Here is a 26,031-nt window from a genome sequence, read left to right as displayed (position 1 = left end):
GCGCTCCCGTCTCGGGATGCGGCAGCGGGCCGTGCTCTGTTGCGGGCCGTGTTCTTCTGTGGGCAGAGCTACCCGACCGCGTTGGGGACGATGACGAGGATCAGCCAGCAGAGCAGCGGGGCGATCGCGACGACGGCCACCGCGTTGAGCAGCAGATGCTTGTAGAAGACGCGGCGGTCGATGCCCTGCGCGTTCGCGAGCACCAGCGCGCCGTTCGTGGAGAACGGTGAGACGTCGACGACGGTGGCCGAGATGGAGAGGGCCGCGACGACTCCCACGATGGGGAGCGCGCCCATCTCCAGCAGCGGCATCGCCAGGGGGATGATCGCCGTCAGGAGGGCAGTTGAGGAGGCGAAGGCGGACGTCAGGCCGATCACGTAGCAGAGCACCAGCGCGACCACGATCGGAGCTCCGATGAGGAGGGCCATGTCGGCGAGGTGGTCGATCGTGCCGAGCTCCTGGAGGATCGACACGTAGGTGATCATGCCGGAGACCAGGAGCACGGTGGACCAGCTGATGCCGGCGATCGCGTCGCTCTGCTTCTTCAGATCGGTGAAGGCCAGCACGACGCCCGCCGCGATGGCGATGAAGCTGATCGGCAGGTGGAAGACCAGGACAAGGACCAGGATCACGGCGATCAGCGCGAGCGTGAGCGCCTGGACGCGGTTCGCCTTCGAAGGGCCTTCGTCGTCGATGTCGTGGGCGCCGGCGGTGGTGATGGAGCCGGTCGCCGTGTACTCGAGTGTGCGCACTCGGCTCGCGACGGCGTAGACCACGACGGTCAGGATCGACAGGAGGGTGTTGATGCCGTAGCTGGCGAAGAAGAGCGACCAGGGCTCGATGGCGAGTCCGTTGCCCTCGACGAGGTCGCGCACGATGATCCCGGAGACCGAGATCGGCGAGAACGCCCCGGCGTGGGCGCCGTTGATGGTCATGATGCCCATCACCAGCGGGCTCATCCGGCTGCGGGCTGCGAACGTCATCGCGGCGGGTGCGATCAGGGCCACGGCGGCCGGGCTGAACGTGCCGAGCGCGGTCAGGAACGATGCGACCGCGAAGAAGACCCAGGGGATGAGGGAGACGCGGCCCCGCACTGCGCGGATGCACACGTTGACCAAGAGGTCGATCGTGCCGTTCTTCTTGGCCATGCCGAAGAAGTACGTGACGCCCACGATCGTGAGCACGATCGAGCCGGGGAACGCGGACAGGATCTCCTTGTCGTCGAAGCCGAGGTAGATGGCTCCGACGGCGAAGGCTCCGACGAACCCGAGGAAGCCGATGTTGATGGGGAAGATCGTGGCGATCACGAACATCGCGATCAGTGCGATGAGAGGAAGGATTTCAGTGGACGACATTGTCACGCTTTCGGATCAGGATGGAGAATATGCCAGTGGGGGCGTGCTCACCGCACGTAGAGCTGCGAGTCGGCGAGCCGGCGGGCAGCGCGTCGCAGGAGGACGCGTGAGCCGTCCGCGGAGATCTCGACCTCGCAGCGGAGGGTGCCGCCGAGCGTGCCGATGGTGATCACCCGGACGTCGAGGGCCGAAGTGGAGGACGCAGCATCCGCCGGCTGGCCGACTGGTCCGAGGACCGAGTCGGTGGCGGTCGTCGCGAGGGCGATGGCCACCGCGCTGGTCAGGCCGATGGTCGGATGCGGGTTGTTCATCGAGAGCATGCGGACCGAGACGTCGTAGTCGTTGGCGCTGACCGGCTCCCCGAGCGACGTCACGTAGTCGACGGGCGGGCCGACGATGCCGACCTTCGGGATCGCGTCGAAGGCCTCGTCGATGGAGGGTGCGATGCCCATCGCCACGGCGGTGCGGGCGCGGATCTTGCGCAGCATCGGAACGTACTGGCGCACCTGCTCCTCGGTCGCGGCGGCCGAGACGCCGAGCGAGTCTGCCTCGACAAGCGCGACCGGGGCTCCGGCATCCGCCATCGAGACCGCCACGGTGAGTCCGTCGACGGTGAGCTCGTCTCGGTGGTTGCCTGTGGGCCAGAGGCTTCCCGTGGTCGAGCCGACCGGGTTGATGAAGGCGAGGTCGACGGCGGTGCCGGCTCCCCGGACGCCGGGGACGCTCACGGTCGCCTCGTGCTCCTCGGTGTCCACCCGAGCGGTCACCTCTGCGCCCGTGTTGAGGTTGCGCATCCGCACCTCCGTGCTCGGCGCCCCGTGTGCGAGGTCGAAGGTGTCGACGGCCCAGAGCGCGACCGCGGTGGCGCAGTTCCCGCAGTTGCTGCCCCACTCGACGACGGATTCGCCGACGGCGACCTGCGCGAAGAGGTAGTCGATGTCGAAGGCGGGGTCGGCGCTCCTCGACACGATGGCGGCCTTCGAGGTGACGGAGGTGCCGCCGCCGACGCCGTCGAGCTGCCGCGGGTCCTCTGCGCCGAACGTGTCGACGAGCAGTGCGGTGAGCGCCGCTCGGTCCGCAGGGACATCTCGGGAATCGAAGATCCAGCACTTGCTGGTGCCGCCTCGCATGAGGGTTGCTGGGGTTTGCATCGTGGAGCCTTTCGTCTGACTCCCTCCAAGCTAGGAAGCGAAAGGCTTCACGTAAATTGAATGTTGCTACGCTCGGCTTTAGCCAAACTGAAAGGTGAGTCATGTCGGACCTCTTCGACGCCGCAACGCTGTCCCTGCTCTTGGACGTCGTGGATGCTGGCAGCATCACCTCGGGAGCCGAGCGCGCGAACATGACGGTGTCCGCCGCCTCGCAGCGCATCACCAAGCTCGAGAAGTCGATCGGCCAGCCCGTCCTCGTCCGCCTCCCCCGGGGTGTGCAGGTGACGGAGGCGGGGGCCGTGTTGGTCGAGCGCGCGAGACTCTTCCGGCGAGAGATGCGGGCCGCGAGGGGCGACCTCGAGGCGCTTCGAGGCCTCGAGCGCGGCACCGTACGCCTCGGCTCGTTCCCCACCGTGAGCGCGTCACTGCTCTCCGACGCGCTCAAGAGCTTCCATCACTCGCAGCCGAGCATCACCGTGCAGGTGCGGTCAGCGCTTCGGCCGCGGCTCGTCGAGATGCTGCACAGCAGCGAGGTGGAGCTCGCGCTCATGTGGAGCTACGCCTGGACGGAGGCGGCCGAGCAGTCGCTGTCGCTCGTGCCGGTCGCCACGGATCGGACGGTGCTCCTGGTCGCGGCCGACTCCGAGATCGAGGACAACGTGACCGTGAGGTCCCTGCGTTCCGCCCAGTGGATCATCCGCAACGACCGGCATCCTGCCTCGGAGGTGCTGTTCCGAGCCTGCGCGACGGCGAGGTTCGAGCCGCGAGTCGTCTACGAGGCGCACGACTATCAGGAGATCGAGGCGATGGTGGCGGCCGGTGTGGGGATCGCGATGGTGCCGGAGCTCGCGATCGCGCACCACCGGCCGGACGTGCGGATGGTCCGCTTCGCCGGTCGCGACGAGGTGCCGTCCCGTTCCATCACGATCGCGTCGCTCGCGCGGCGGCAGTACACGCCGGCGATGTACGCCATCTCGCGGGCGATCCACGACGCGGCGCGGAGTATCGCGCAGCGGGGCCAGGTCCAACGGGTGTGACCGCGGCGCGGCATGCCGAGGAGAGGTGCCACGGGGTGGCGCCGTTGGCCCTCTCCGAACAAGAGCGGCGCCACCTCGTGGTCGTCGTTCGGTGCCGCCGCGAAGAGCCGCGGCGGCACCGAGGTCGGTCGAGAACCGCCGGGTCTACAGCCCCTGCGCGAGGCGGTAGTAGGCCTGGTTCCAGCGCACTTCCTTGCTGAACTCGCGCAGGGTGGTGTCGGCGTCGATGCGCAGCAGCTCGGTCTTCGCGATGGTCGCGAAGTCCTCGAACACGTCGATGCCGACGGCGGTCGACATGACCGTGTGGTGCGCGGCGCCGGCGGTGAGCCAGGCTGCGGCCGACACCTCGAACGAGGGCTCCGGCTTCCAGACGGCGCGGCCGACGGGCAGCTTCGGCAGGGGAGCGGTGGGCTCCACGACCTCGACGACGTTCGCGACGAGGCGGAACCGGTCGCGCATGTCGCTGAGCGCGACGACGACCGCGGGGCCCGGGTCGGCGGTGAAGACGAGGCGCACGGGGTCCTCCTTGCCGCCGATGCCGAGCGGGTGCACCTCGAGGCTCGGCTTGGCGGTGGTGAGGGAGGGGCTCACCTCGAGCATGTGCGCGCCCAGGATGAGCTCGCTGCCCTCGGTGAGGTCGTACGTGTAGTCCTCCATGAGGCTCGCCCCGCCGGGCAGGCCGGCGCCCATGACGTTCGCGGCCCGCACGAGGATGGCCGTCTTCCAGTCGCCCTCGGCGCCGAAGCCGTAGCCCTCGGCCATGAGGCGCTGCACGGCGAGCCCCGGGAGCTGCTTGAGCGCCCCGAGGTCCTCGAAGCTCGTCGTGAACGCGCTGAAGCCGCCGGCCTCGAGGAAGGAGCGCAGGCCGAGCTCGATGGCCGCGCCGTCGCGCAGCGACTGGTGGCGCTCGGCGCCGCGCCGCAGCTCGGGGGCGACGTCGTACAGCTCCTCGTACTCGGCGACCAGCGCATCCACCGCCCCGTCGTCGACCGCGGCGACGGCCTCGGCGAGCTCGTTGACGCCCCACGTGTTGACCTGCACGCCGAAGCGCAGCTCGGCCTCCGTCTTATCGCCCTCGGTGACGGCGACGAAGCGCATGTTGTCGCCGAAGCGGGCGAGCTTCATGGTGCGCACGGCCTGCCAGGCGGCCGCGGCGCGCGACCAGCTGTCGATCTGCCGCGTCACGCTCGCGCTCGACGCGTGGCCGACGACCGTCTTGCGAGGGATGCCGAGGCGGGTCTGGATGTACCCGAACTCGCGGTCGCCGTGCGCCGCCTGGTTGAGGTTCATGAAGTCGAAGTCGATGTCCGCCCACGGCAGCTCCACGTTGGCCTGCGTGTGCAGGTGCAGGAGCGGCTTCGCGAGTGTGTCGAGGCCCTGGACCCACATCTTCGCGGGGCTGAAGGTGTGCATCCACGCGACGATGCCGATGACATTGTCGTTCGAGTTGACCTCGAGGGCCGCACGGCGGATGGCGTCGGAGTCGGTGAGCACCGGCTTCCAGACGATCTTCACGGGCGTGTTCGGCGACTCGTTGAGGGTGTCGACGATGGCCTGGGACTGCTCGGCGACCTGGCGCAGCGTCTCCTCGCCGTAGAGGCCCTGGCTGCCGGTGAAGAACCAGATCTCGGCGGCGTCGAAGGAAGTGGTGAGTGCGCTCAACTGAGGGCTCCTGTCGGGTCTTGTCCGTAGACGTTCTGATAGCGGTCGAACAGCGAGTCGACGGCCTGCTGGGGGATGGAGTTCGGAGTGCCGAGCTGCCGGGAGATGTGCACGGTGCGGGCGACGTCCTCGACCATGACGGCCGCCTTCACGGCGTCGCGGGCGTCCTTGCCGATCGTGAACGGCCCGTGGTTCTTCATGAGCACGGCCCGCGAGCGGTGCCCGCGCAGCGTCTCGACGATGCCGCGGCCGATCGAGTCGTCGCCGATGATCGCGAACGGGCCCACGGGGATCTCCCCGCCGAACTCATCCGCCATCGCCGTGATGACGCACGGGATGGGCTCGCCCCGCGCCGCCCACGCCACGGCGTAGTCGGAGTGCGTGTGCACGACCCCGCCCACCTCTGGCATGTTGCGGTACACGTAGGCGTGCGCCGCGGTATCGCTCGAGGGGGAGCGATCTGAGCCTGGAGTGCCGGGCACGACCTCGCCGTCGAGGGTGCAGAGGATCATGTTGTCGGCGCTCAGCTCGTCGTAGCTGACGCCGGACGGCTTGATGACGAACAGCTCCGTGCCCGGCACGCGGCCGGAGATGTTGCCGCCCGTCCAGACCACGAGTCCGTAGCGGACGAGCTCGTCGTGCAGCGAGGCGACCTCGGCGCGGACCCTGTCGATGCTCGTCTGAGTTTCAGGCGTGATGACGGGCGTGGTGCCGGAGGTCTGGATGCTCACGCGTTGACCTCCTCGCGGGTTGCCGGGGCCGGGGCAGCGGATGCGCCGGCGAGCGCCTCGCGGCGGCGTCGCTTGAGGCGCTTCATGACCTGGTTCGCGCCCCGCCCGAAGTGGTCGTGGAGCTCGTCGTACTCGGCGTAGAGCTCGTCGTACGCGGCGACCGCCTCGGGATTCGGCACGTACTTGGCTCGGGTCACGCGCCCCATGGCGGCGGCCGCGGCGCGCGCATCCGGGTACGCTCCTGCGGCGATCGCCGCGTGGATGGCGGAGCCGAGCGCCGGACCCTGCGCGCTGTCGATCGTGGAGATCGGCAGGCCGAGGATGTCGCTGTAGGTCTGCATGAGGAACGCGTTCTTGAGCAGTCCGCCGGCCGCGATGAACTCCGTCACGGGAACCCCGGAGGCGTTGAACGTCTCGACGATCTTGCGCGTGCCGAAGGCCGTCGACTCGAGCAGCGCACGATAGACGTCCTCCGCCTTCGTCGCGAGCGTCGCACCGACGAGCAGGCCGGAGAGCTCGTGGTCGACGAGCACGGAGCGGTTGCCGCTATGCCAGTCGAGCGCGATGAGGCCGTGCGCCCCGACGGGCTGCGCTGCCGCGAGGTTGGTGAGGTGCTCGTGCACGGAGATGCCGAGTTCGGCCGCGGCCCGCTCGTAGCGGGCGGGCACCTGGTTCTCGACGTACCAGGCGAAGATGTCGCCGACGCCCGACTGGCCGGCCTCGTAGCCGTAGAGGCCCGCGACGATGCCGCCGTCCACGACCCCGCACATCCCCGGCACCTCGGCGAGGGTGCCGGAGCTCATGACGTGGCAGGTGGAGGTGCCCATGATGGCGACCATCTGGCCCGGCTCGGTCGCGGCCGCAGCAGGGGCGGTGACGTGCGCGTCGACGTTGCCGACCGCGACCGCGATGCCCTCTGGCAGTCCCGTCCACGCCGCGGCTTCCGCCGAGAGCGTGCCTGCTGCGTCGCCGAGCTGGCCGATCTCGTGGGCCAGCTTGGCCTCGGCGAAGTCGGCGAACTCGGGGTTGAGGGCGGCGAGGAACTCGCGGCTGGGGTACTCGCCGTCCTGCAGGATGCCCTTGTAGCCGGCGGTGCAGGCGTTGCGGATGTACGTGCCCGTGAGCTGCCAGACGATCCAGTCGGCCGCCTCCACCCAGTGGTCCATCGCGCCGTACACCTCGGGGTCCTCCTCGAGGAGCTGGAGGCCCTTCGCGAACTCCCATTCGCTCGAGATGAGGCCGCCGTACCGGGGCAGCCACTTCTCACCTCTCAGCTCGGCGAGGTCGTTGATGCGGTCGGCGTGCGGCTGCGCTGCGTGGTGCTTCCAGAGCTTCACGTAGGCGTGGGGGCGCGTCTCGAAGCCGGCGACCTCGTTGAGCGGGGTGCCGTCGGCGAGCGTCGGCACCATGGTGCAGGCCGTGAAGTCGGTGCCGATGCCGATGACATCCGCCGCGTCGATGCCAGCGTCTGCGATGGCGGCGGGCACGGCGACCTTGAGGACGTCGACGTAGTCGCTCGGCACCTGCAACGCCCACTCGGGCGGGAGCTGCTCACCCGTCGCCGGGAGCCGCTCGTCGACCACGGCGTGCGGGTATGCCAGCTCGCCGACGCCGAGCTCGGCGCCGTCACGCACCCGGACGACGACCGCCCGGCCGGAGAGGGTGCCGTAGTCGACGCCGATGACGTAGCGATCCGCGGTGTCTGCCCTCGTGCGATCAGCGTCCTGCATGCGCGATTCCGAGTTCGTCGAATGACTCATCCTGGCGGTCTCCTTTGGCTCGACCGGATGTAATGTGATCGATCACACCACGCAGACGCCGTGAGCGCAAGCCCAGAGTTGTGGACGCGACCCGGCTAGCTCTCGAGGGTCATCCGACGAGTCGAGGCGCGGCTGATCAGCTTCGGCAGCACGTTCGGGATGCCCTCGTCGCCGTCGAGGAGTCGCGCGACGCACTGGGCCCCCGCGGCGGCGAAATGCTGCCGAACGGTGGTCAGTGGCGGCCAGAAGTGCGCGGCCTCCGGGATGTCGTCGAAGCCCACGACACTCAGGTCGTCCGGCACGGAGACGCCGGCATCATGCGCCGCGTGGAGCACGCCGAGGGCGGTCTGGTCGTTCGCGCAGAACACAGCCGTCGCGTTCGACTCGAAGATCTGGGCCGCGGCCAGATAGCCAGCGCCGGGGGACCAGTCCCTGGCGTCGATGTGTCGCGCGTCCAGGCCCCGCGACTCCATCTCGAGACGGAAGCCCCGGAGGCGGGAGGTGGCGTCGATCCAATCGCTGGGGCCGGCGAGGTGCACCACGTTGATGTGCCCCAGGTCGAGCAGGTGGGCCGTCGCCACGCGGGCGCCCTCGAGCTGATCCTGAGCAAGGTCGGCCCCTCCCTCGGTGGCCCATGCCTGCAGCGTGACGAACGGGATGCCCGACTTCATGCTGCTCAGCGCCTCGAGGAGGGGGGTCTGCGGCGCGACCGCGACGATGCCCTCGACGTTGAGGCTCGCCAGGTTCCCGAGGGCCTGCTCGATCGACGCGACATCGAAGCCGTCCGTCTGTTCGACGATCGTCGTGTAGCCCCGTGCGCGCGCGGCTTCCGTGATGGCGATGATGCTCGACGACGGGCCGTACTCGCCGTTCGCGGTCGAGAGGACCCCCAGTGTTCGGCTCCGCTTCGAGGAGAGTGCCCTCGCGGCGAGGTTCGGGCGGTAGTCGAGCTCGCCCATCGCATCCAGCACCTTCTGCCGAGTGGCCGGGCGGACGCTCGAATGGTCGTTGAGGACCCTCGAGACGGTCTGGTGGGAAACCCCGGCGGCACGCGCGACGTCGAACACGCTTGCGGCCCGCTTGGGCTTCATCGCATCCACAGGTCCGTTCGTCATTCCGCAATTATGCCCACAGCCAGCGAGTGGCGGTGCCCGAATAACGATTGAGATTGGCGGTTGCGCTCCCCGGATGTGATCGATAACATTTCGGCAGATGCGAGGAAGCATCCCACGGCGCAGCATCACGACGGCCCAGGCACGAGTGAACTGCTCTCAACGAGGAGAGACAAGCGTGAACAAGTCAACGATCAAGACCATCGCCGGGATCGCGATGGCAGGAGCACTCACTCTGAGCATGGCGGCCTGCTCCGGAGGTTCAGGAGACACGGCCGCAGGCAGCGACGGAGAGCTCATCACCGTCGGCTTCGTCGCCGTCGGACCAGAAGGCGGCTGGCGCACCGCGAACGAGCAGAACATCCAGGACTCGTTCTCCACCGAGAACGGCTTCGAGCTCAAGTATGCACCCGCGACCAACGGGGACCAGAACTCGCAGATCACCGCATTCACCTCGTTCATCGACGAGGGCGTCGACGCCATCCTGCTCTCCGCCACGGAAGCCACCGGCTGGGAGAGCGTCCTCGAACGAGCCCAGGAAGCCGAGATCCCCGTCATCCTCCTAGACCGCGGCATCGAGCCGAACGACGAAGCCCTCTACACGAGCCACATCGCCCCTGACAACGTGGGGATCAGCTCAGCCGCAGCCGAGTGGGCGAACGGGCAGTTCGCAGACGGAGGCAACTACGTCGTCCTCGAAGGTCCCCCCGGACTCTCCGTCGTCAACGACCGCAACAAGGGCTGGGACGAGAGCATCGACTCGAAGCTGACGAAGCTCGAGAGCCAGTCGGCGAACTGGTCGACCGAAGAGGCCAAGAGCGTCTTCGAGACGATCCTCAAGTCGAACAGCAACGACGTGCAGCTCGTCTTCGCACAGAACGACGAGATGGGACTCGGCGCAGCCCTCGCCGTCGAGGAGGCCGGACTCAAGCCGGGCACCGACGTGAAGATCATCACGATCGACGGCACCAAGGCCGCCCTCGAAGCGCTCGCAGCTGGCCGCCTGTCCTTCGTCGCCGAATACAACCCGCTGTTCGGTGACGTCGCCGTCGACGTCGTGAAGTCCGCGGTCGCCGGCGAGAGCGTCGAGAAGAACATCGTCGTCGAGAGCGTGACCTTCGACTCGCCGGAGGCCGCGACCACCGCCCTCCCCGACCGCAAGTACTGACAGCGCTCGTGCCCCGGCGCGCCGCCGCTCTCTCGGCGGCGCACCGGGCGCACCCACCCCACACACTCGACGCCGGCCCACCGGCAGAACGCTAGGCGATCATGGCAGCGAACCAGCCAATCGTTGAGATGAGCGGCATCTCAATCGAGTTCCCCGGAGTGAAAGCACTCCAAGACGTGAACTTCCGGCTCTTCCCCGGCGAAGTGCACACCCTCATGGGCGAGAACGGCGCGGGGAAGTCCACCCTCATCAAGGCACTCACCGGCGTCTACAAGATCGATGCAGGCGCCATCCTGATCGGCGGCGAGGAGCGGCAGCTCAGGGGCACGGCAGACGCCCAAGCCGCTGGCATCTCCACGGTCTATCAAGAGGTGAACCTCTGCGACAACCTCTCCATCGGGGAGAACGTGATGCTCGGGCACGAAGTGCGTGGGCCCCTCGGAATCAACTGGCGCAAGACGAACGCGGCAGCGCGCGACGCACTCGCGGCACTCGGACTCGACCACCTCGACCCGAAGCGCTCCCTCTCGAGCATCTCGCTCGCGATGCAGCAGCTCGTCGCGATCAGCCGAGCGATGGTCATCAGATCGAAGGTCCTCATCCTCGACGAGCCGACGTCGAGCCTCGACGCGCAGGAAGTGGATGGGCTCTTCGCCGTCATCCGCCAGCTTCGCGAGCAGGGGGTCGCGATCCTGTTCGTCTCCCACTTCCTCGACCAGGTGTACGCGATCAGCGACCGGCTGACCGTGCTCCGCAACGGCCAGTTCGTCGGCGAGTACGCCACCGCCGAGCTCAGCAGAAGCGATCTCATCTCGAAGATGATCGGCAAGGAGTTCTCGACCCTCGAGTCGCTGGGCGCCAACCGACGGGTCGACGCTCGCGACGGCGACGACGTCCCCCTCTACCGCGCTCAGGGCATCGGCCGAAAAGGCTCCATCGATCCCGTCGACATCGAGGTCCACCGCGGAGAGGTCGTCGGTCTCGCCGGACTGCTCGGATCGGGGCGCACCGAGCTCGGGCGCCTGATCTACGGGGCAGACAAGCCAGACGCCGGAACGGCACACCTGAACGGAGCGCCTGTCGAGGTGCATTCGCCCGCCGCCGCGCTTGGCAAGCACATCGCCTTCTCGACCGAGAACCGTCGAGACGAGGGCATCGTGGGCGACCTCACCGTTCGCGAGAACCTGATCCTCGCCGTCCAGGCCAGACGAGGCTGGGCCCGCCCGCTGTCCAGAAGAGAGCAGAACGAGCTCTGCGCCAAGTACCTGACCGAGCTCAACGTCCGCCCCGCCGACCCGGAGCGCGCCATCCGCAACCTCTCCGGAGGCAACCAGCAGAAGGTGCTCCTCGGGCGCTGGCTCGCCACGAAGCCCGAGCTGCTCATCCTGGACGAGCCGACCCGCGGCATCGACGTGGGAGCCAAGGCCGAGATCCAGGAGACCATCGCGCAGCTCGCCGAAGACGGCATGTCGGTCATCTTCATCTCGTCGGAGCTCGACGAGGTGGTCAGGCTCAGCGAGCGGATCGTCGTCCTCAAGGACCACAGGAAGATCGCGGAGATCGCCAACGGCCCCGACGTCACCGCGGACCTCATCGTCCAGACCATCGCCGCCGACGGAGTCGACGCGCAGCTGCCGGACACCCCGTCCACCCCACCCGCATCCACTGACGTCGAGGGAGCCCACGCATGAGCCAGACCACGGCCCCGCTCGGCACACCGACCACCGATGGCCCCGCCGAACCGCCCCGACGCCGACGAGACACCGAACACCCGGTGCGCGGCGCGCTGCGGCAGCCCTACATCTGGGCGGTCGTCGCACTCGTGCTGCTCATCATCATCAACCTGCTCAAGGACCCGGGCTACCTGGGCATCTCGGTCAACCAGGCGACCGGTGACCTCAACGGCAACATCATCGACATCCTCCGCGCAAGCGCACCCGTCATGATGATCGCCGTCGGCATGACCCTCGTGATCGCCACGCGCGGCATCGACCTGTCCGTCGGCTCCGTCATGGCCGTGGCGGGTGCCGTCTCGATGGAATTCATGGCGTCCGCGCAGAACTCCTTCGGCTCTGCACTGACCGCCATCGGCCTTGCGCTGCTCATCAGCGCGCTCCTCGGCACCGTCAACGGACTCCTCGTCTCGGTGGTCGGCCTGCAGCCCTTCATCACCACGCTCATCATGATGCTCGCCGGTCGCGGGCTCGCGAAGGTCATCACCGCCGGCCAGAACACGTCGGCGAGCAACGACTCGTTCCGCTGGATCGCCAACGGCACGATCGGCGGGTTCCCCGTGATCTTCCTGCTGGCCGTCGGCATCGTCGTCCTCGTCGCGCTGCTCGTGCGACGCACCGCGCTCGGCCTCATGATCGAGTCCATCGGCATCAACCCCAAGGCCTCCCGCATGGCGGGCATCCGCCCCATCGGGCTGCTCTTCTTCGTCTACATCTCGAGCGCGATCCTCGCTGGCGTCGCGGGCATCCTCAGCACCGCCACCGTCATGACGGTCGAAGTCGCCAAGACAGGATCGGCGTCGGAGATGGATGCGATCCTCGCCGTCGTCATCGGCGGCACGTCGCTCGCCGGGGGCAAGTTCTCGCTCACGGGCAGCGTCATCGGCGCCCTGCTCATCGCGACGCTGGACAAGACCGTCGTGTTCCTCTCCATCCCATCCTCAGCCACGCCCGCGTTCAAGGCGATCGTGATCGTCCTCGTCTGCCTCCTGCAGTCGCAGCGCGTCCGCGACTTCTTCAAACGGCGACGAGCCAAGACCCCCACCGGACCCGCGAGTTCCGCACCAGCCCAGAAGGCGGTTGCCGCATGACCACCATCGTCGAACAGACCAGCGAGGTCACCAGGCTCGCGAAGTTCAAGCCGAACCTCGACTCCCTCCCGACGCTCGCCGCCGTGGTCATCTTCGTCGGGATGCTCGCATACGGGGAACTCGCGTACGGCGGGATCCTGCAGTTCAGCACCCTCTCCAACCTCCTCATCAACAACGCCTACCTGATCGTCCTCGCCATCGGACTGACCTTCGTCATCCTGACGGGCGGCATCGACCTCTCCGTCGGCGCGGTCATCGCCGTCAGCAGCCTGATCGGGGTCATGCTCTCCAGCGCAGGTCTCCCCGCGATCCTCGTGATCGTGCTGATGATCGGCGTCGGCTCGCTCTTCGGCCTCGCCTCCGGAATCCTCATCCACTCCTTCCGAGTGCAGCCGTTCATCGCGACCCTCGCGATGATGTTCCTCGCCCGCGGGCTCGCCTCGATGCTCAGCACCGAGCCCCAGCGACTCGCGGACGACTCGCCCATCCGCGGCCTCTCCACCGAGATCAAGATCATCGACGGGCCGAAGATCAACGACCTCGTCGTCACCCCCGCCGTCGTCATCGCGGTTCTCCTCGTCGGTGTCGCCTTCTTCATCCTGCACCGCACCCGCTTCGGGCGGACCGTCTACGCCATGGGAGGCTCGGAGCAGTCCGCGCTGCTCATGGGGCTCCCCGTCGCTCGGACGAAGATCATGATCTACGTCATCAGCGGCACCCTCGCGGGCATCGCGGCAGTGCTCTACACCTCGAAGCTCGGGATCGCGCAGAACATCACGGGCGTCGGATGGGAACTCGACGCGATCGCGGCGGTCATCATCGGCGGCACGCTGCTGACCGGCGGCGGTGGGTTCGTGCTCGGCTCAGTGGTCGGCGCACTCGTGCTGGGTCTCATGAACGTCCTCATCACCCGCGACGGCAGCATCCCTCCCGAGGCGACGACGATCATCACCGGCGGCATCCTGCTCGTGTTCGTGCTGCTGCAGCGGGCCGTCACCTCCCGGAAGCGACGAACGCAATAGCGGCGGGCGCTGTGCCTGGCGAGCCTCCCTGCGCGAGCCTAAACTCAGCCCATGACCGGCATCACCGCACGGGGAGCGCGCGTGTGCGCGGCGGTCCTCGCGGCGGCTGCGCTCGCGTCGCTGAGCGCCTGCTCGGCGAGCCCGGCCCTCACGATCGGGGCGGATGCGCCTCCCGCGGTCACCGAGACCCCATCAGCCGCCGCACCTCCGGCGGCGAGCGGCGAGCAGTTCACGCCCGTCGTCGTCTCCGCCCTCGCTGCGCCCATTCCCGTGCTTGGAACGGACAAGCGCATCCACCTCGCCTACGAGCTGCAGCTCACCAACGGGTCGCCGTCGAAGGTGAAGATCCAGGCAGTCGAGGCGAGCAGCGGCGGAACGGTGCTGCAGGAGCTCGAGGGCGACGACCTCGACGACGTGATGCGCGTCGCCGGTGCCACCGATGGTGGAGGGCTCGAGCTCGGGCCTGGGCAGAACGCGACGGTGTGGATGGACGCGACCGTCGCATCCGGCACCGACGTGCCCGACCTCATCGACCACACCGTCACCGTCGAGATGCCCAAGGCGCAACCGCCGCTGTACGAGAAGACCATCGCCGAGACCACGCAGGCCGTCGGCGTCGACAAACGCGAGGTCGCCGTCATCGGCCCGCCCCTCACCGGCAGCGGATGGCTCGACGCCAACGGCTGCTGCGGCCTCACCGCCCACCGCGGCGCCGTCAGCCCCATCAACGGCGCCTACTGGGCGCCGGAACGCTGGGCCATCGACTACGTCAAGCTCACCCCCACCATGCGGCTCTACGAAGACTCCCGCGACAACGCGCGCAGCTACCCCGGCTTCGGCGAGAACGTCATCGCCGTCGCCGACGGCCCCATCGTCGCCATCACGAGCGACCGTGCCGAGCAGGAAGCAGGCACAGCCCCCGGCCCGACCCTCACCCTCGACGAATACGGCGGCAACTACGTCGTGCAGGACATCGGCGGCGGCAACTATGCGTTCTACGCCCACCTCAAGACCGGCAACCCCTTCGAGCTCCAGGTCGGTCAGCAGCTCGCCCGCGGCGACCGCCTCGGGCTGCTCGGCAACAGCGGGAACAGCGACGCCCCGCACCTCCACTTCCACATCATGGACTCCCCGAACCCGCTCGCCTCCAACGGGCTGCCGTTCGTCTTCGACACGTTCGCGCTCGACGGCCAGGTCACCTCGCAGGCCGCGCTCGACGCCGGCGAACAGGGCAAGGCCTACAAGGTCGACAAGGCAAACGCCGGAGCGCGCACCAACCAGGTGCCGCTCACCGGCGACCTCATGACCTACCCCGCCGCGTAGCCCTGCCCCGCCGCCGCTCCTCCTGCCCCGGGGATCGCTGCCCGGCGTTTCGCCCTCCGGCGCCTCGCGTCGAGGGGGGGCTTTGTCGGGCCGTGATGGGCTCCGATTCGCCCGGACTTCTGCGAGGGCGGCGACTCGCGGGGGCTCTCAGGATGCGGGGCGTACGGTCGTGCCGTGAGCGTGCACATCCGCAGCATCGGCACTGCCGTCCCCCCGACCGAGCTGCCCCAGACGAAGGCCCGTGACCTCTTCGCGGCCCAGCCCGGCATCAACCGCCTCGGCGCGCGCCTCATCGGCGCGGCCTTCGACGGCTCCGCGATCGAGACGAGGCACACGGTCGTGGATGCGCTCGCCGGCGGCACCGACTCGGCGCTCGTCGCCGAAGGCCTGGTGCTGGACGCCTCCACCGGCGCCCGCAATGCGGTCTACGCCGAGCGCGTGCCCGAGCTGCTGCTCGGCGCCGCGCGTGCCGCGCTCGAGGGCAGCGGCCTCGAGACCGGTGACATCACGCACGTCGTCACCGTCTCCTGCACGGGCTTCTACGCGCCCGGCCCCGACTACGAGCTCGTGCGCGGCCTCGGCCTGTCGCCTCGCGTGCAGCGCTTCCACCTCGGTTTCATGGGCTGCTACGGCGCCTTCCCGGCACTGCGTGCAGCGGATGCCTTCGCCAGGGCCGACCCGAACGCGGTCGTGCTCATCGTGTGCGTCGAGCTGTGCACCATCCACTTGACGAGCTCGAACGACCCGGAGCAGATCGTCGCCACCTCGGTCTTCGCCGACGGGGCCGCGGCAGCCCTCGTGACGGCACGCCCCGCCCCGGCCGGCACGCGCATCCTGACCATCGACGCCCTCGCGAGCACCATCACCGACGAGGGCGAGTCGGAGATGGCGTGGACCATCGGCGACAGCGGGTTCCGGATGCGCCTCTCGGGGTATGTGCCGAGCATCATCGGGGCGTCGATCGAAGACGTCGTCGCTCCTCTGCTCGCGCCGACCGTGCCCGCCGCGACGCCGCTGTGGGCGATCCACCCGGGTGGGCGCAGCATCCTCGACAAGGTCGAGCAGGCCCTCGGGCTCACCGAGGAGCAGCTCGCACCGTCGCGAGGCGTGCTGCGCGACCACGGCAACATGTCGAGTGCGACGGTGCTGTTCATCCTCGAACGGCTGCTCAGCGAGAACGCCAGCGACTCGAGGCGCGGCATCAGCGGCGGCGAGTCGAGCATCGACGGGCCGGGCGCTGACGGCCCAGGCGTCGGCGACTCGAGCGTCGGCAGTCCGACTATCGAGAACCCCAGCGACCGCGGGGAGGCGCTCTGCGCGATGGCGTTCGGTCCCGGACTCACGGTCGAGGTCGGACGATTCACGCGGACGCGCGCGTGAGCGCACTCCGCGCGGTCGCCTCGGCGGCCGCCGTCCCGCGCGATACGACGTCGCTCGAGCTCATGGACGACCCCGATTGCGACCGCGATCGCCTCTTCGCGACGTACCGGCAGTTCCGCGCCGTCAACGCGCTGGTCGCGGGCTGGCGTCGCGTGTACCTCCGCGACGTGCGGCCCGTGCTCGACCGGACGCGCGCATCCAGACTGCTGGACATCGGCTTCGGGGGCGGCGACATCCCACTGGCACTCGCCCGGTGGGCCGCGCACGACGGGCTGCGCCTCGAGGTGACCGCCATCGACCCCGACGAGCGAGCGCACGAGTTCGTCGAGACGCGCGGCCTCACGGCGAGCGGCGTCGGCTTCCGGGCAGCCTCGAGCAGCGAGCTCGTCGCCGCGGGGGAGTCCTACGACATCGTCACGTCCAATCACCTCCTGCACCACCTCGACGCGGATGCGCTCACCGGCCTCCTCGCCGACAGCGCGGCCCTCGCCCCGCTCACCCTGCACAGCGACATCGAGCGCGGACGCCTCGCGCTCGCCGCGTTCGGCGTCGCGACGAAGCCCCTCGACCGCGGGTCGTTCGTGCACTTCGACGGGACGCTCTCCATCCGTCGCAGCTACACGGCGACCGAGCTTCGAGCGGTCGCGCCGCAGGGATGGACGGTGCGGCGTGAGTTCCCATACCGCCTGCTGCTGATCCGAGACCAGACGCTCACGCCGCAGGGCTCGCCTCAGCCCGCCGGTGTACCGTCGGCGACGTGAACGTGCCCCCGCTGCTGGTCGCCGCGACGACCAGCTACGCCGCGAACTGCGCCCTCGGCGTGAGCGTCGCGACGGGCGTCGTGCGCACCGGCCGCTGGCATTGGATCCACCACGCCCTCTACATCTGCACGTCGGCGCTCACGCTCGCCGCCGGCGTGACGCTGCTCACGAGCGGCGACGAGCACCGCCGCCGCGCGGGCACGCTGCTGCTGCCGACCGCGCTCCCGCTCGCCGCGATCCCGTACGCAGGCACCCACTCCCGACGGCACCCCGCCATCGCGCTCGCGGCCGCACCCTTCTACGCGCTCGCGGTGCGAGCATCCGTCCGCCGCTGAGAAGCCCTGCCCTGCCTGCTCTGCCTGCCAGCGCCCCGACCGGTCAATCGCTGCCAGTCGAATTGCCTTCCAGGATGAGCGCTGGATGGGTATTCGACTGGCAGCGATCCTGCGGGCGCGGGCGCGGGCGCGGGCTCAGGTGCGGGTGACTGCGATGTAGGTGGGGCCGCCAGACCGCGCGGCGGCACATCCGGCGCCGAAGCGCCTCAGCCTTCGCCGTTGTAGTACGGCCATGGGTTGATGCGGCGGTCGCCGCGGCGGTCCGGTCCGGTGAGCGTCACCTCGCCGGTCGCTGCCCACTCGACGCCGCGCGGGAACATGCGGATGAACTCGATGCGGCGGAACGTGTCGATGTCGTGCCCGATCGTGATCGTGAACGAGCGGCCAGTGCCGTACTCGTTGATCCAGGCGAGGGGCTGGTCGGTGTTGATTCCGGGCAGCGCGGCGATGCCCTCGGGCGGGATCGCGACGGGGTAGTGCGGCATGGGCCACATGGGCGCCTTCTCGTAGGACTCGAGGTCATCGAAGGTCGTGAGCAGCACCTTCGCGCCCTCGTACAGCTCGACGCCGACGAGGATGTCGTCGCCCGTGACGGTCCAGGTGTCGTTGATGCCGTCGGTGATGGCGTGGCGGGGTTCGGTCGTGCGCAGCTGCGCCTCACCCCAGGGGCGGGGACGGATGCCCGTCGGCACGCTGAGCTTCGAGCCGCGCATCGCGTTGTACTCCTCCGGGTACCCCCAGTCGTCTTCCTGCACGGCAGAGCCGTGGAACCAGACGATGCCCTTGCCGTCGTCGTGCACGAACTTCAGGATCGCCGCGTCCGTCTCCGGACCGAATCCGGTGCCCTGGTCGTGGTAGCCGTCGCGACCTTCGAAGACGATGAGCAGCACGTCGTACTTGTCGATGATCTCGGAGGTGAGACCGCGGGGGTCCTCGGTGACGCGCACCTTGAACCGACCCGTGTCTTCGAGGAGCGTCGTCAGCCACTGGTTGTGCTGGCGGAAGCTGCGGAACTCGTTGTCATGCTCGGACGTCATGTGTCCCGAGAGGATGAGCACGTTGAGGGGCTTGGTCACTGGTTCTCCTTTGAGCCGGGTGGTCAGTCCAGGCTTCCACCCTTCTGTCGAAATCGCACATAAGGAGTTCGGATCACCGGCATCAGGCTGAGGGGCTGGACTTTCGGCCCCCGAGGTCCACCCGCAGGCTCGGGCATACGTTTCAGGCGGATGCGCCAGACTCAGCGCATGGAATTCCTCGACGTCCTGCGGCGCCGCAAGACCACCAACGGCCCGTTCCTCCCAGACCCCGTCAGCGAGGAGCATCAGCGCCTCCTCATGGAGGTCGCCGGCCGTGCCCCATCGCAGCTCAACAGCCAGCCGTGGCGGTTCGTGGTCGTCGAGGCGCGCGAGACGATCGAGGAGATCGCCAGCATCAGCGGCGACAGCATGACGACGGCCATGAGCAACGGCACGTTCTTCGAGCGGTACAAGCCGTACTTCCGCTTCAGCAAGCAGGAGATGGAGGAGCGGCGAGACGGGATGCTGTTCGACAAGCTCCCCGCGCCCCTCCGGCCCTTCACGAGCCAGGTGTTCACGAAGCGCGGGCAGTTCCTCATGAACTCGCTGCGCGTCCCCCACACGCTCGGCGAGGAGAACCGCAAGCTCGTCGCGGGCTCGCCGCTGCTGCTCGGCGTGATGCTCGACCGCGCCGAGTATCGGCCGGGGGAGCTGTCCTCGTTCTACTCGGTGTTCAGCATGGGGGCGGCGATGGAGAACATCTGGCTCACCACGGGTGAGATCGGGATGGGCATCCAGTTCGTGTCGTTCCCCATGGAGGTGCCGGGGCAGTGGGACAAGATCGTCGATCTCCTCAAGGTGCCGGACGAGTTCGAGCTCATGGCCGTGTACCGCCTCGGCTACCTCCCCAAGGAGCAGCGCCGCCCCGCCATCGACTGGTCGTCGCACCAGCGCAAGCTGCCCTCGCAGTACGTGTTCCGCGACACCTGCGAGACGCCGCAGCAAGGATGGGACGAGCCCGAGCCGACGACGTAGCCTTTGCGCCGACTCTCGGGATGGAAAAGTCACTTCGTGCTGGAGAACTTCCCCGAACGAAGTGACTTTTCCATCCCGAGAATTTGGATGAGCGGATGAGCGGGTCAGGCGGCGGTGGAGTTCGCTAGGGCTGTCCGCGCCACCTCTCCCGCGAGCACGAGCTCGGCGACGGCTTCCATCTCGGGGCTCAGGAAACGGTCGGGACCGGCCCCCTCGGAGACGGCGGAGACGAGGCCGAGGACGGCGCCGGTGGCCCGGCCTGGCTCGAGCGGAGCGCGGAGCTGGAGCGCGCGGGATCCTGTGAGCACCTCGATGGCGAGCACCCGCCCGAGCCCGTCGACGGCGCGGCGCAGCTTGCGCGCTGCAGCCCAGCCCATCGAGACGTGGTCCTCCTGCATGGCCGATGACGGGATCGAATCGACGGACGCGGGCACCGCGAGCCGCTTGAGCTCCGAGACGATGCCCGCGGCCGCGTACTGCGCGATCATCAGGCCCGAGTCGACGCCGACCTCGTGCGCGAGGAACGGCGGGAGCCCACGGTTGCGGGACGGGTCGAGGGCGCGGTCGGTGCGGCGCTCGGAGATGCTGGCCACGTCGGCGACCGCGATGGCCAGGAAGTCGAGGACGTAGGCCACGGGTGCCCCGTGGAAGTTCCCGTTCGACGCGACCCGACCATCCAGCGTCACGACCGGATTGTCGACGGTGGATGCGAGCTCCCGCCCGGCGATCAGCGCGGCGTGCGCCACCGTGTCGCGGGCGGCCCCGTGCACCTGGGGCGAGCAGCGCAGCGAGTAGGCGTCCTGCACGCGGCCGTCCTCGGGCCCGCGGTGGCTGGCGACGATGGGGGATCCGGCGAGGAATCGGCGCAGGTTCGCGGCGGACTCGCCCTGGCCAAGCTGCGGGCGCAGCGCCTGCAGCTCGGCGGCGAAGACGGCATCGGTCGCGAACTGGCTCTCCACCGACATCGCGGCGGCCAGGTCGGCCGTCGTGAGCAGCATCCGGATGTCGTGGATCGCGAGCAGCAGCATCCCGAGCATCCCGTCTGTGCCGTTGATGAGCGCGAGGCCCTCCTTCTCGCGCAGGACAAGCGGCTCGATGCCGGCGGCCGCAAGTGCCGCACCCGCATCCACTTCGGTGCCGATCGCATCGCGCACGGTGCCCTCGCCGGTCGCGGCGAGGGCGAGGTGCGAGAGCGGGGCGAGGTCACCCGAGCAGCCGAGCGAGCCGTACTCGCGCACGATCGGGGTGATGCCCGCGTTGAGCATGGCGGCATACGTCTCGACGACCACGGGCCGCACGCCGGTTCGCCCCGTCGCGAGGGTCTGCAGGCGCAGCAGCTGCAGCGCTCTGACCACCTCACGTTCAACCTCCGGCCCGGTACCAGCCGCGTGCGAGCGGACGAGGCTCGCCTGCAGTTGCACGCGCCGCTCGGGTGCGATGAACTTCGTCGCGAGCGCGCCGAAGCCCGTCGAGATGCCGTAGTGCGGGTTCGGGTCGTCGGCGAGGCGTTCGATGAGGTCGCGGGTGCGCGCCACCTCGGCGAGCGCGGCCGGTGCGACGTCGACGCGCGCGCCGTGCCTCGCGACAGCGACGACTTCCGAGGGCTCAAGCGGGCGAAGGCCGAGGGTGACGGGCGCGAGCGGCGCTGCCTGTCCCGAGCCGGGCTCGGCGGAGCTGGACGAGGGGCGGCCGGCGGCGGATGCGGGTGTGCTCATGACCTCGATTCCACCCCACCCGTTGCGCATCGTCAGCGCCGGGAGGAGACTTGGTGTCTGTGATCCCAGACAGAATGCCCGCGCTGGCGGGCCAGCTCGCGCGTGCGCTGCCGACGGTCGACCCGGTGTCCAACATTCGTGAGATAACCGCCACTCGGGACCCCGTAGCGCGGGTCGGGCCGCTTTCATCACTGATGTTGGTCACGCGCGCCCGGGAGCCGGACCCGGCGGAGCCGTCGGCCGCGGCGGACACGGCGGACGCGACGGGCCCGGCGGGGTCGCCCGCGCGCCTGACCAACTTGCGTGAGATACCCGCCACTAGAGGCCGTTTGCTGCGGTTCGGGTCGCTCTTGTCACTCATGTTGGTCACGGCTGCCCGGGAGCCGTGCCCGGCGGACGCGGCGGGCCCGGCGGAGTCGCCCGCGCGCCTGACCAACTTGCGTGCAATATCTGCCGTCCGAGGGGGTTCGGCGCGGTTCGGGCCGGTTTTTGCACTGATGTTGGTCACGCACGCGGCCAGGTCGAGGTCGCTCGAGGGCATTGCCGAGATGAGCCCGTGACGGCAGCCGGCGGCAAGGCTGCCGGTCGCGCCCAGGTGCCGGCGGCCGACCAGACGCTCGCGATCCTCAGCTTCCTGAGTCGCCAGCGGGGGCCGGTTGCGGCGAGCACGATCGCGACGCAGCTCGGCATCCCGCGCTCGAGCGTCTACCACCTGCTGACGACGCTGCTCGAGCACCGCTTCGTCGTGCATCTGCGCGGCGAGCGTCGCTGGGGTCTCGGCACGGCCGTGTTCGAGTTGGCTGGCGGATACGCGCGGCAGGAGCCGCTCGCGCGGGTCGGCCATCAGGTGGTCGCCGACCTCGTCGACCAGGTGGGGGAGAGCGCGCACCTCGCGGTGATGAGCGGCCGGGATGTGCTCTACATCGTCGACGAGCGCGCACCACGTCGGCCGGTTCTGGTCGCCGACGTGGGGGTGCGTCTGCCTGCGCACCTCACCGCGTCCGGTCGTGCGATGCTCGCGGCCCTGCCGCAGAAGCAGGTGCGTGCGCTGTTCCCGGATGCGTCTTCGTTCGCGGATCGCACGGGTCGCGGCCCGAGGACTCCGCGCGAGCTGCGGGCGGTGCTCGACGGGGTCCGCAGCGGGTCGCTGGCGTCGGAGAACGGCGAGGTGTCGGTGGGGATGCGCTCGGTGGGGATGCCAGTGCTCGACCACACTGGGTGGCCGGCGGCTGCGATCGCGGTCACCTGGTCGGAGGATCGCCCTCAGGATGAGCCGCGCCTGCGGCTGCTCCTCGAGAGGTCCGCTGCCGAGATCACCCGCCGCATCTTCGGCGGGTAGCCCGGCCGCGGGGACTCAGGTGAGGTGCGGCGGGTTGCTCGTGTCCGGCTCGTAGTCCTTGGTCCCGAGCGGGTGCCGTCGGCGCTGTCGCGCGCTCTTGATGATCGTGATCAGGCCGTAGCCGCCGGCGAATCCGCCGACCCAGGATAGGGCGTGCAGGTAGGCGGGTCCGCCCATGAGGTCTGCGATGACGGCGATCACGCCGAGCGCGAGTCCCGCGATGAGGTATCCGAGGGCGAGAACTTCTTGTCGTGTCATGTTCGTCTCTTCAGGCCAGGGAAGCGAATGGGGGGTCACGGCGACCGGGTCGACCGCGTCAGTTTCCAGTGAATATACCTCCTGCGCCGGGCCCCGACGGAGTATGAGCGCGCTGAGCGGTCGGGGTGTGAGGATGGGGCGATGACACGCATCCTCATCACCGGTTCCACCGACGGCCTCGGATACGCGACTGCGGAGTCGCTCCTCGGTCAGGGGCACGAGGTCATCGTGCACGCGCGGAGTGCGGCTCGGGCGGAGGCCGTGTCGGCGCTCATCGACCGCGGCGCGGACCTGGTGATCGCCGACCTCGCCGACCGCGGGGCAGTGCTCGACGCGATGGACGAACTCAACGAGGGGCGGGCCATTGACGCGGTCATCCACAACGCCGGTGTGCTGACGGGGCCGAGCCTGCTGCCCGTCAACGTGGTCGCGCCGTATCTCTGCACGGCTCTCCTGACGACTCCGAGCCGGCATGTCTACCTCAGCAGCAGCATGCACCGAGACGGCAAGGCACAGCTCGCGGGGCTCGACTGGTCGGGCGGTTCCGTTACGGCGAGCTATTCCGATACGAAGCTGCTCGTCGCGGCCTTCTCGGCGGGCGTCGCCGAGCTGTGGGCTCCGCGCGTGCTCGCCAACTCCGTCGACCCGGGCTGGGTGGCGACGAAGATGGGCGGGTCAGGGGCGCCAGATGACTTCGATCTCGGCCATGAGACGCAGGAGCGTCTGGCGGTCGACCCGAGTCTGCAGGTCACGGGCGGCTACTGGCACCACGGCGCCGAGCAGCAGCCGGCGGTCGGTGTGCGTGACGCGGACTTCCGGTCGCGCCTCATCGCGGAGCTGGCCGAGGTCACCGGGGTCGCCCTGCCGACGCGCTGACGCGCTGACGCGCGCACGCACAGATGAGTGCTCGCACTGACGCGGGCCCGCGCATCCGGAACCAGGAAAGGAGGAACCTGGTGGATGCGGGGGCCCGCGCGGATCGTGCGAGTGCCGTGCTCAGCTCGCCGGTGGAGCAGCCGACGAGCTGGGCACTGCCCGGAGCGGAGTGACCTAACCGCGGCCCTGCACTGCGTACGGGTTGAGGATGGCTTCTTCGGTTCCGGGGAGGATGCCCTCCTCGGTCGCGGTGGGGCGTCCGGCGTCCGGCGGGAACGACTCGGTCATCGAGATCGGCATGGCGCCGTTGCGGTAGAGGTTGTTGGAGCCGGTGGAGGGCTTCCAGTCGTTGGGCTCCCAGTCGGGCACGTAGTTGCGGTAGCCGCCCGTGTTGACCTCGATGCGCATGCCGCTGGGGTCGCGGAGGTAGAGGAAGCTCTGCTCGCCGATGCCGTGGATGGAGGGGCCGTACTCGATGGGAATGTTGTTCTCCATGAGCACGTCGGCGCCCTGGAGGAGCTCCTCGCGGGTGTCGACCCAGTACGCGTAGTGGTTGATGCGGCCGGGGCGCGACGAGCTGTCGAGGACGACGCCGAGGTCGTGCGACTTCTCGTTGGTGGTGAGGACGGAGAAGACCGTGACGGGGTGGTCGTCGAGCACCGTGTAGGCCATGATGCGGAAGCCGAGGACCTCGTTGTACCACTTCGCGAAGCCGCGAACGTCGGAGGCGGCGACGGTGACGTGGTCGAGCTGGCGGGGGCCGACGGCGTGCTTCGAGCGCTTCTCGGGGCGGTCGGGGAAGACGGAGGCGTGCTCGGCGTCTGCCTGGTACTTCTCAACGTCCCAGTAGAGCTCCATCGTGTGACCGTACGGCCCGGTGAAGGTGTACGACTTGCCGTGGCCGACGCTGCGGTCTGCCCATTCGCCGTGCACGCCGGCGGCTTCGATGCGCTTGGCCGCCTCGTCGAGTGCCTCGGCGCTGGAGGTGCGCCAGCCCATGACGTTGAGGGCGGCCTCTGGGCCTTCGGCGATGACGAGGCTGTACGTGTAGTAGTCGCCCCACGAGCGGAGGTAGACCTTGCCGTCTTCGCGTGCGACGACGCGCAGGCCGAATTCGTTCTCGTAGAACGTGACCGAGGCTTCGACGTCTGGCGTCGCGATCTCGATGTGCGAGAGGTGGGAGAGCAGTTTGATCATCGTCGATCCTTTTCGTCTGGTGCGGTGCGTCTGTGGCGGTTCTCGGCCGCGGCTTGCATGTGCCGTCTCGGGCACAACACCACTTTCGTCCGGAACCCACATATCAGGGAAGCTGAAGTTCATGATGGCGAGCATCATCGATGTGGATGGTTCTCTCGCGGCTACCATTGCGGCATGTCCGGTGGCGGTGGTGATGAGCGCAGTGTGGCGCAGAAGCTGTTCGCGATCGTCGACGCGTTCGCGGCTCGTGAGGAGCTGACGCTCACGCAGGTCGCGGCGGCGGCGAACCTGCCGGTGTCGACGGCGCACCGCATGCTCGCGTCCTGGACCGAGTGGGGTGGGCTCGAGCGTACGGAGTCGGGCACCTACCGGGTCGGCATCAAGCTGTGGCGCCTCGGGGCGCGGCGGACGACGGTCGAGCGCTTGCGCGCCATCGCGCGGCCATATCTCGAGGATCTCCTGGAGGCAACGGAGGAGAACGTGCACATCGCGGTGCGGGACGGCCTCGGCGCGGTCTACCTCGAGCGCATCTCGAGCCCGAACGCGGTGCGGGTCATCTCGGATGTCGGCACGCGGCTGCCCCTGCACGCGACGGGTGTCGGGCTGGTGCTGCTCGCGCATTCGCCCATCGAGGTCTTCGACGAGGTCGTCGCGTCGAAGCCGCGGCAGTACCTGCCGAACACGATCACCGAGGAGAAGGCACTTCGGCGCCGGCTCGCGGAGATCCGGGCGACGGGCCTCTCCAGGTCGGTCGAGGAGATGACGCCTGGTGCGTTCTCGATGGCCGCTCCGGTGGTGGATGCGCACGGCGAGGTCGTCGCGGCGGTGTCGATCATCGCGCACGTCGAGCGCCTCGCCGAGCCGCAGTTCGCACTCGGGGTGCGGATGGCGGCGCGTGGGATCTCGGGTGCGCTCGGGCGTTAGGGACAGCCCCGACGGGAGCTTTGTGGTGCACATGCTGAGGCACGACGGGG

At 69.0% G+C, this 26,031-nt stretch carries 23 protein-coding genes; 13 read left to right on the top strand and 10 right to left on the bottom strand.

Annotated elements, in window-relative coordinates; translation table 11 throughout:
- Positions 1–68 precede the first annotated feature (68 nt).
- On the bottom strand, positions 69–1,355 hold the full coding sequence (locus tag C5E05_RS09265; protein ID WP_104341762.1) for an SLC13 family permease: 1,287 nt from the start codon (positions 1,353–1,355) through the stop codon (positions 69–71).
- Between the two features lie 47 nt (positions 1,356–1,402).
- Positions 1,403–2,506 carry a PrpF domain-containing protein gene (locus tag C5E05_RS09260; protein WP_104307728.1) on the bottom strand — a complete coding sequence of 368 codons (1,104 nt, stop codon included), beginning with the start codon at positions 2,504–2,506 and terminating at the stop codon, positions 1,403–1,405.
- Between the two features lie 101 nt (positions 2,507–2,607).
- Here C5E05_RS09260 and C5E05_RS09255 point away from each other — a divergent pair, with 101 nt between their 5' ends.
- Entirely contained in the window at positions 2,608–3,543 is a 936-nt protein-coding gene (locus C5E05_RS09255) for a LysR family transcriptional regulator (protein ID WP_104341761.1), read from the top strand.
- 144 nt (positions 3,544–3,687) lie between these two features.
- Here C5E05_RS09255 and araA read toward each other — a convergent pair whose 3' ends face one another.
- The 4 genes from araA to C5E05_RS09235 form a co-directional block, all read right to left on the bottom strand.
- Entirely contained in the window at positions 3,688–5,205 is a 1,518-nt protein-coding gene (gene araA / locus C5E05_RS09250; protein WP_104341760.1) for an L-arabinose isomerase, read from the bottom strand.
- A complete protein-coding gene (locus C5E05_RS09245) occupies positions 5,202–5,930 on the bottom strand; it encodes an L-ribulose-5-phosphate 4-epimerase (protein ID WP_258064829.1) in 729 nt (242 codons plus the stop codon). The genes araA and C5E05_RS09245 overlap by 4 nt, the downstream gene beginning before the upstream one ends.
- A 2-nt stretch (positions 5,931–5,932) precedes the next feature.
- Positions 5,933–7,666, bottom strand: a complete 1,734-nt coding sequence (gene araB, locus C5E05_RS09240) for a ribulokinase (RefSeq protein WP_104341803.1) — start codon at positions 7,664–7,666, stop codon at positions 5,933–5,935.
- A 125-nt stretch (positions 7,667–7,791) separates the two neighbouring features.
- Entirely contained in the window at positions 7,792–8,811 is a 1,020-nt protein-coding gene (locus C5E05_RS09235; protein WP_228496680.1) for a LacI family DNA-binding transcriptional regulator, read from the bottom strand.
- Positions 8,812–8,986: 175 nt separating this feature from the next.
- Between C5E05_RS09235 and C5E05_RS09230 the strand changes: the two genes are divergently transcribed.
- The 8 genes from C5E05_RS09230 to C5E05_RS09195 all read left to right on the top strand — a co-directional run bounded on the left by C5E05_RS09230 (position 8,987) and on the right by C5E05_RS09195 (position 17,621).
- Entirely contained in the window at positions 8,987–9,976 is a 990-nt protein-coding gene (locus tag C5E05_RS09230) for an ABC transporter substrate-binding protein (RefSeq protein WP_308471441.1), read from the top strand.
- Between the two features lie 128 nt (positions 9,977–10,104).
- On the top strand, positions 10,105–11,667 hold the full coding sequence (locus C5E05_RS09225) for a sugar ABC transporter ATP-binding protein (protein WP_374953247.1): 1,563 nt from the start codon (positions 10,105–10,107) through the stop codon (positions 11,665–11,667).
- Complete coding sequence (locus C5E05_RS09220; protein WP_104341759.1) at positions 11,664–12,800, top strand: ABC transporter permease; 1,137 nt, start codon at positions 11,664–11,666, stop codon at positions 12,798–12,800. The genes C5E05_RS09225 and C5E05_RS09220 overlap by 4 nt, the downstream gene beginning before the upstream one ends.
- Positions 12,797–13,822 carry an ABC transporter permease gene (locus C5E05_RS09215; RefSeq protein ID WP_104307734.1) on the top strand — a complete coding sequence of 342 codons (1,026 nt, stop codon included), beginning with the start codon at positions 12,797–12,799 and terminating at the stop codon, positions 13,820–13,822. Before C5E05_RS09220 ends, C5E05_RS09215 begins: the two co-directional genes overlap by 4 nt.
- Positions 13,823–13,873: 51 nt before the next feature.
- Entirely contained in the window at positions 13,874–15,145 is a 1,272-nt protein-coding gene (locus C5E05_RS09210; RefSeq protein WP_104341758.1) for a M23 family metallopeptidase, read from the top strand.
- Positions 15,146–15,319: 174 nt separating this feature from the next.
- Positions 15,320–16,525 (top strand): type III polyketide synthase, encoded by a 1,206-nt coding sequence (locus C5E05_RS09205; RefSeq protein ID WP_104341757.1) that lies wholly within the window; start codon positions 15,320–15,322, stop codon positions 16,523–16,525.
- The gene (locus tag C5E05_RS09200; protein WP_258064824.1) at positions 16,522–17,286 is read left to right on the top strand and encodes a class I SAM-dependent methyltransferase; all 765 of its coding nucleotides are present in this window, start codon (positions 16,522–16,524) and stop codon (positions 17,284–17,286) included. Before C5E05_RS09205 ends, C5E05_RS09200 begins: the two co-directional genes overlap by 4 nt.
- Complete coding sequence (locus tag C5E05_RS09195) at positions 17,283–17,621, top strand: hypothetical protein (RefSeq protein WP_104341756.1); 339 nt, start codon at positions 17,283–17,285, stop codon at positions 17,619–17,621. The genes C5E05_RS09200 and C5E05_RS09195 overlap by 4 nt, the downstream gene beginning before the upstream one ends.
- Before the next feature lie 206 nt (positions 17,622–17,827).
- Here C5E05_RS09195 and C5E05_RS09190 read toward each other — a convergent pair whose 3' ends face one another.
- Positions 17,828–18,697, bottom strand: a complete 870-nt coding sequence (locus C5E05_RS09190) for a ThuA domain-containing protein (protein WP_104341755.1) — start codon at positions 18,695–18,697, stop codon at positions 17,828–17,830.
- Between the two features lie 168 nt (positions 18,698–18,865).
- On the opposite strand from C5E05_RS09190, the gene C5E05_RS09185 reads away from it, so the two are divergent.
- On the top strand, positions 18,866–19,672 hold the full coding sequence (locus C5E05_RS09185) for a nitroreductase family protein (protein WP_104341754.1): 807 nt from the start codon (positions 18,866–18,868) through the stop codon (positions 19,670–19,672).
- Between the two features lie 104 nt (positions 19,673–19,776).
- On the opposite strand, the gene hutH is transcribed toward C5E05_RS09185, so the two are convergent.
- Positions 19,777–21,387 (bottom strand): histidine ammonia-lyase, encoded by a 1,611-nt coding sequence (hutH, locus tag C5E05_RS09180; protein ID WP_104341753.1) that lies wholly within the window; start codon positions 21,385–21,387, stop codon positions 19,777–19,779.
- A 556-nt stretch (positions 21,388–21,943) separates the two neighbouring features.
- Here hutH and C5E05_RS09170 point away from each other — a divergent pair.
- Positions 21,944–22,726, top strand: a complete 783-nt coding sequence (locus tag C5E05_RS09170; protein ID WP_258064823.1) for an IclR family transcriptional regulator — start codon at positions 21,944–21,946, stop codon at positions 22,724–22,726.
- Between the two features lie 15 nt (positions 22,727–22,741).
- On the opposite strand, the gene C5E05_RS09165 is transcribed toward C5E05_RS09170, so the two are convergent.
- Complete coding sequence (locus C5E05_RS09165) at positions 22,742–22,984, bottom strand: hypothetical protein (RefSeq protein ID WP_104341751.1); 243 nt, start codon at positions 22,982–22,984, stop codon at positions 22,742–22,744.
- A gap of 141 nt (positions 22,985–23,125) precedes the next feature.
- Between C5E05_RS09165 and C5E05_RS09160 the strand changes: the two genes are divergently transcribed.
- Positions 23,126–23,860: an SDR family NAD(P)-dependent oxidoreductase gene (locus tag C5E05_RS09160; RefSeq protein ID WP_104341750.1), complete on the top strand. Its 735-nt coding sequence runs from the start codon at positions 23,126–23,128 to the stop codon at positions 23,858–23,860.
- A 174-nt stretch (positions 23,861–24,034) separates the two neighbouring features.
- On the opposite strand, the gene C5E05_RS09155 is transcribed toward C5E05_RS09160, so the two are convergent.
- Positions 24,035–25,057, bottom strand: coding sequence for a VOC family protein (locus C5E05_RS09155; RefSeq protein ID WP_104239928.1), 1,023 nt, complete (start codon positions 25,055–25,057; stop codon positions 24,035–24,037).
- 174 nt (positions 25,058–25,231) lie between these two features.
- Here C5E05_RS09155 and C5E05_RS09150 point away from each other — a divergent pair, with 174 nt between their 5' ends.
- Positions 25,232–25,981 (top strand): IclR family transcriptional regulator, encoded by a 750-nt coding sequence (locus tag C5E05_RS09150; protein WP_181058148.1) that lies wholly within the window; start codon positions 25,232–25,234, stop codon positions 25,979–25,981.
- Positions 25,982–26,031 lie beyond the last annotated feature (50 nt).

The organism is Pseudoclavibacter sp. AY1H1 (genome assembly GCF_002931055.1).
Taxonomy (GTDB): domain Bacteria; phylum Actinomycetota; class Actinomycetes; order Actinomycetales; family Microbacteriaceae; genus Pseudoclavibacter.
Note: the sequence above shows the minus strand (reverse complement) of the source record. Positions and strands in the feature narration are given on the sequence as shown.

Bases quoted from the DNA above. Each gene is read 5' to 3' on its own strand.
- C5E05_RS09220 (WP_104341759.1), top strand. From the start codon at position 11,664: ATGAGCCAGACCACGGCCCCGCTCGGCACACCGACCACCGATGGCCCC.
- C5E05_RS09210 (WP_104341758.1), top strand. From the start codon at position 13,874: ATGACCGGCATCACCGCACGGGGAGCGCGCGTGTGCGCGGCGGTCCTC.
- C5E05_RS09255 (WP_104341761.1), top strand. From the start codon at position 2,608: ATGTCGGACCTCTTCGACGCCGCAACGCTGTCCCTGCTCTTGGACGTC.
- C5E05_RS09185 (WP_104341754.1), top strand. From the start codon at position 18,866: ATGGAATTCCTCGACGTCCTGCGGCGCCGCAAGACCACCAACGGCCCG.
- araB (WP_104341803.1), bottom strand. From the start codon at position 7,666: ATGCAGGACGCTGATCGCACGAGGGCAGACACCGCGGATCGCTACGTC.
- C5E05_RS09225 (WP_374953247.1), top strand. From the start codon at position 10,105: ATGAGCGGCATCTCAATCGAGTTCCCCGGAGTGAAAGCACTCCAAGAC.
- hutH (WP_104341753.1), bottom strand. From the start codon at position 21,387: ATGAGCACACCCGCATCCGCCGCCGGCCGCCCCTCGTCCAGCTCCGCC.
- C5E05_RS09165 (WP_104341751.1), bottom strand. From the start codon at position 22,984: ATGACACGACAAGAAGTTCTCGCCCTCGGATACCTCATCGCGGGACTC.
- C5E05_RS09155 (WP_104239928.1), bottom strand. From the start codon at position 25,057: ATGATCAAACTGCTCTCCCACCTCTCGCACATCGAGATCGCGACGCCA.
- C5E05_RS09265 (WP_104341762.1), bottom strand. From the start codon at position 1,355: ATGTCGTCCACTGAAATCCTTCCTCTCATCGCACTGATCGCGATGTTC.
- C5E05_RS09215 (WP_104307734.1), top strand. From the start codon at position 12,797: ATGACCACCATCGTCGAACAGACCAGCGAGGTCACCAGGCTCGCGAAG.
- C5E05_RS09260 (WP_104307728.1), bottom strand. From the start codon at position 2,506: ATGCAAACCCCAGCAACCCTCATGCGAGGCGGCACCAGCAAGTGCTGG.
- C5E05_RS09235 (WP_228496680.1), bottom strand. From the start codon at position 8,811: ATGACGAACGGACCTGTGGATGCGATGAAGCCCAAGCGGGCCGCAAGC.
- C5E05_RS09160 (WP_104341750.1), top strand. From the start codon at position 23,126: ATGACACGCATCCTCATCACCGGTTCCACCGACGGCCTCGGATACGCG.
- C5E05_RS09150 (WP_181058148.1), top strand. From the start codon at position 25,232: ATGTCCGGTGGCGGTGGTGATGAGCGCAGTGTGGCGCAGAAGCTGTTC.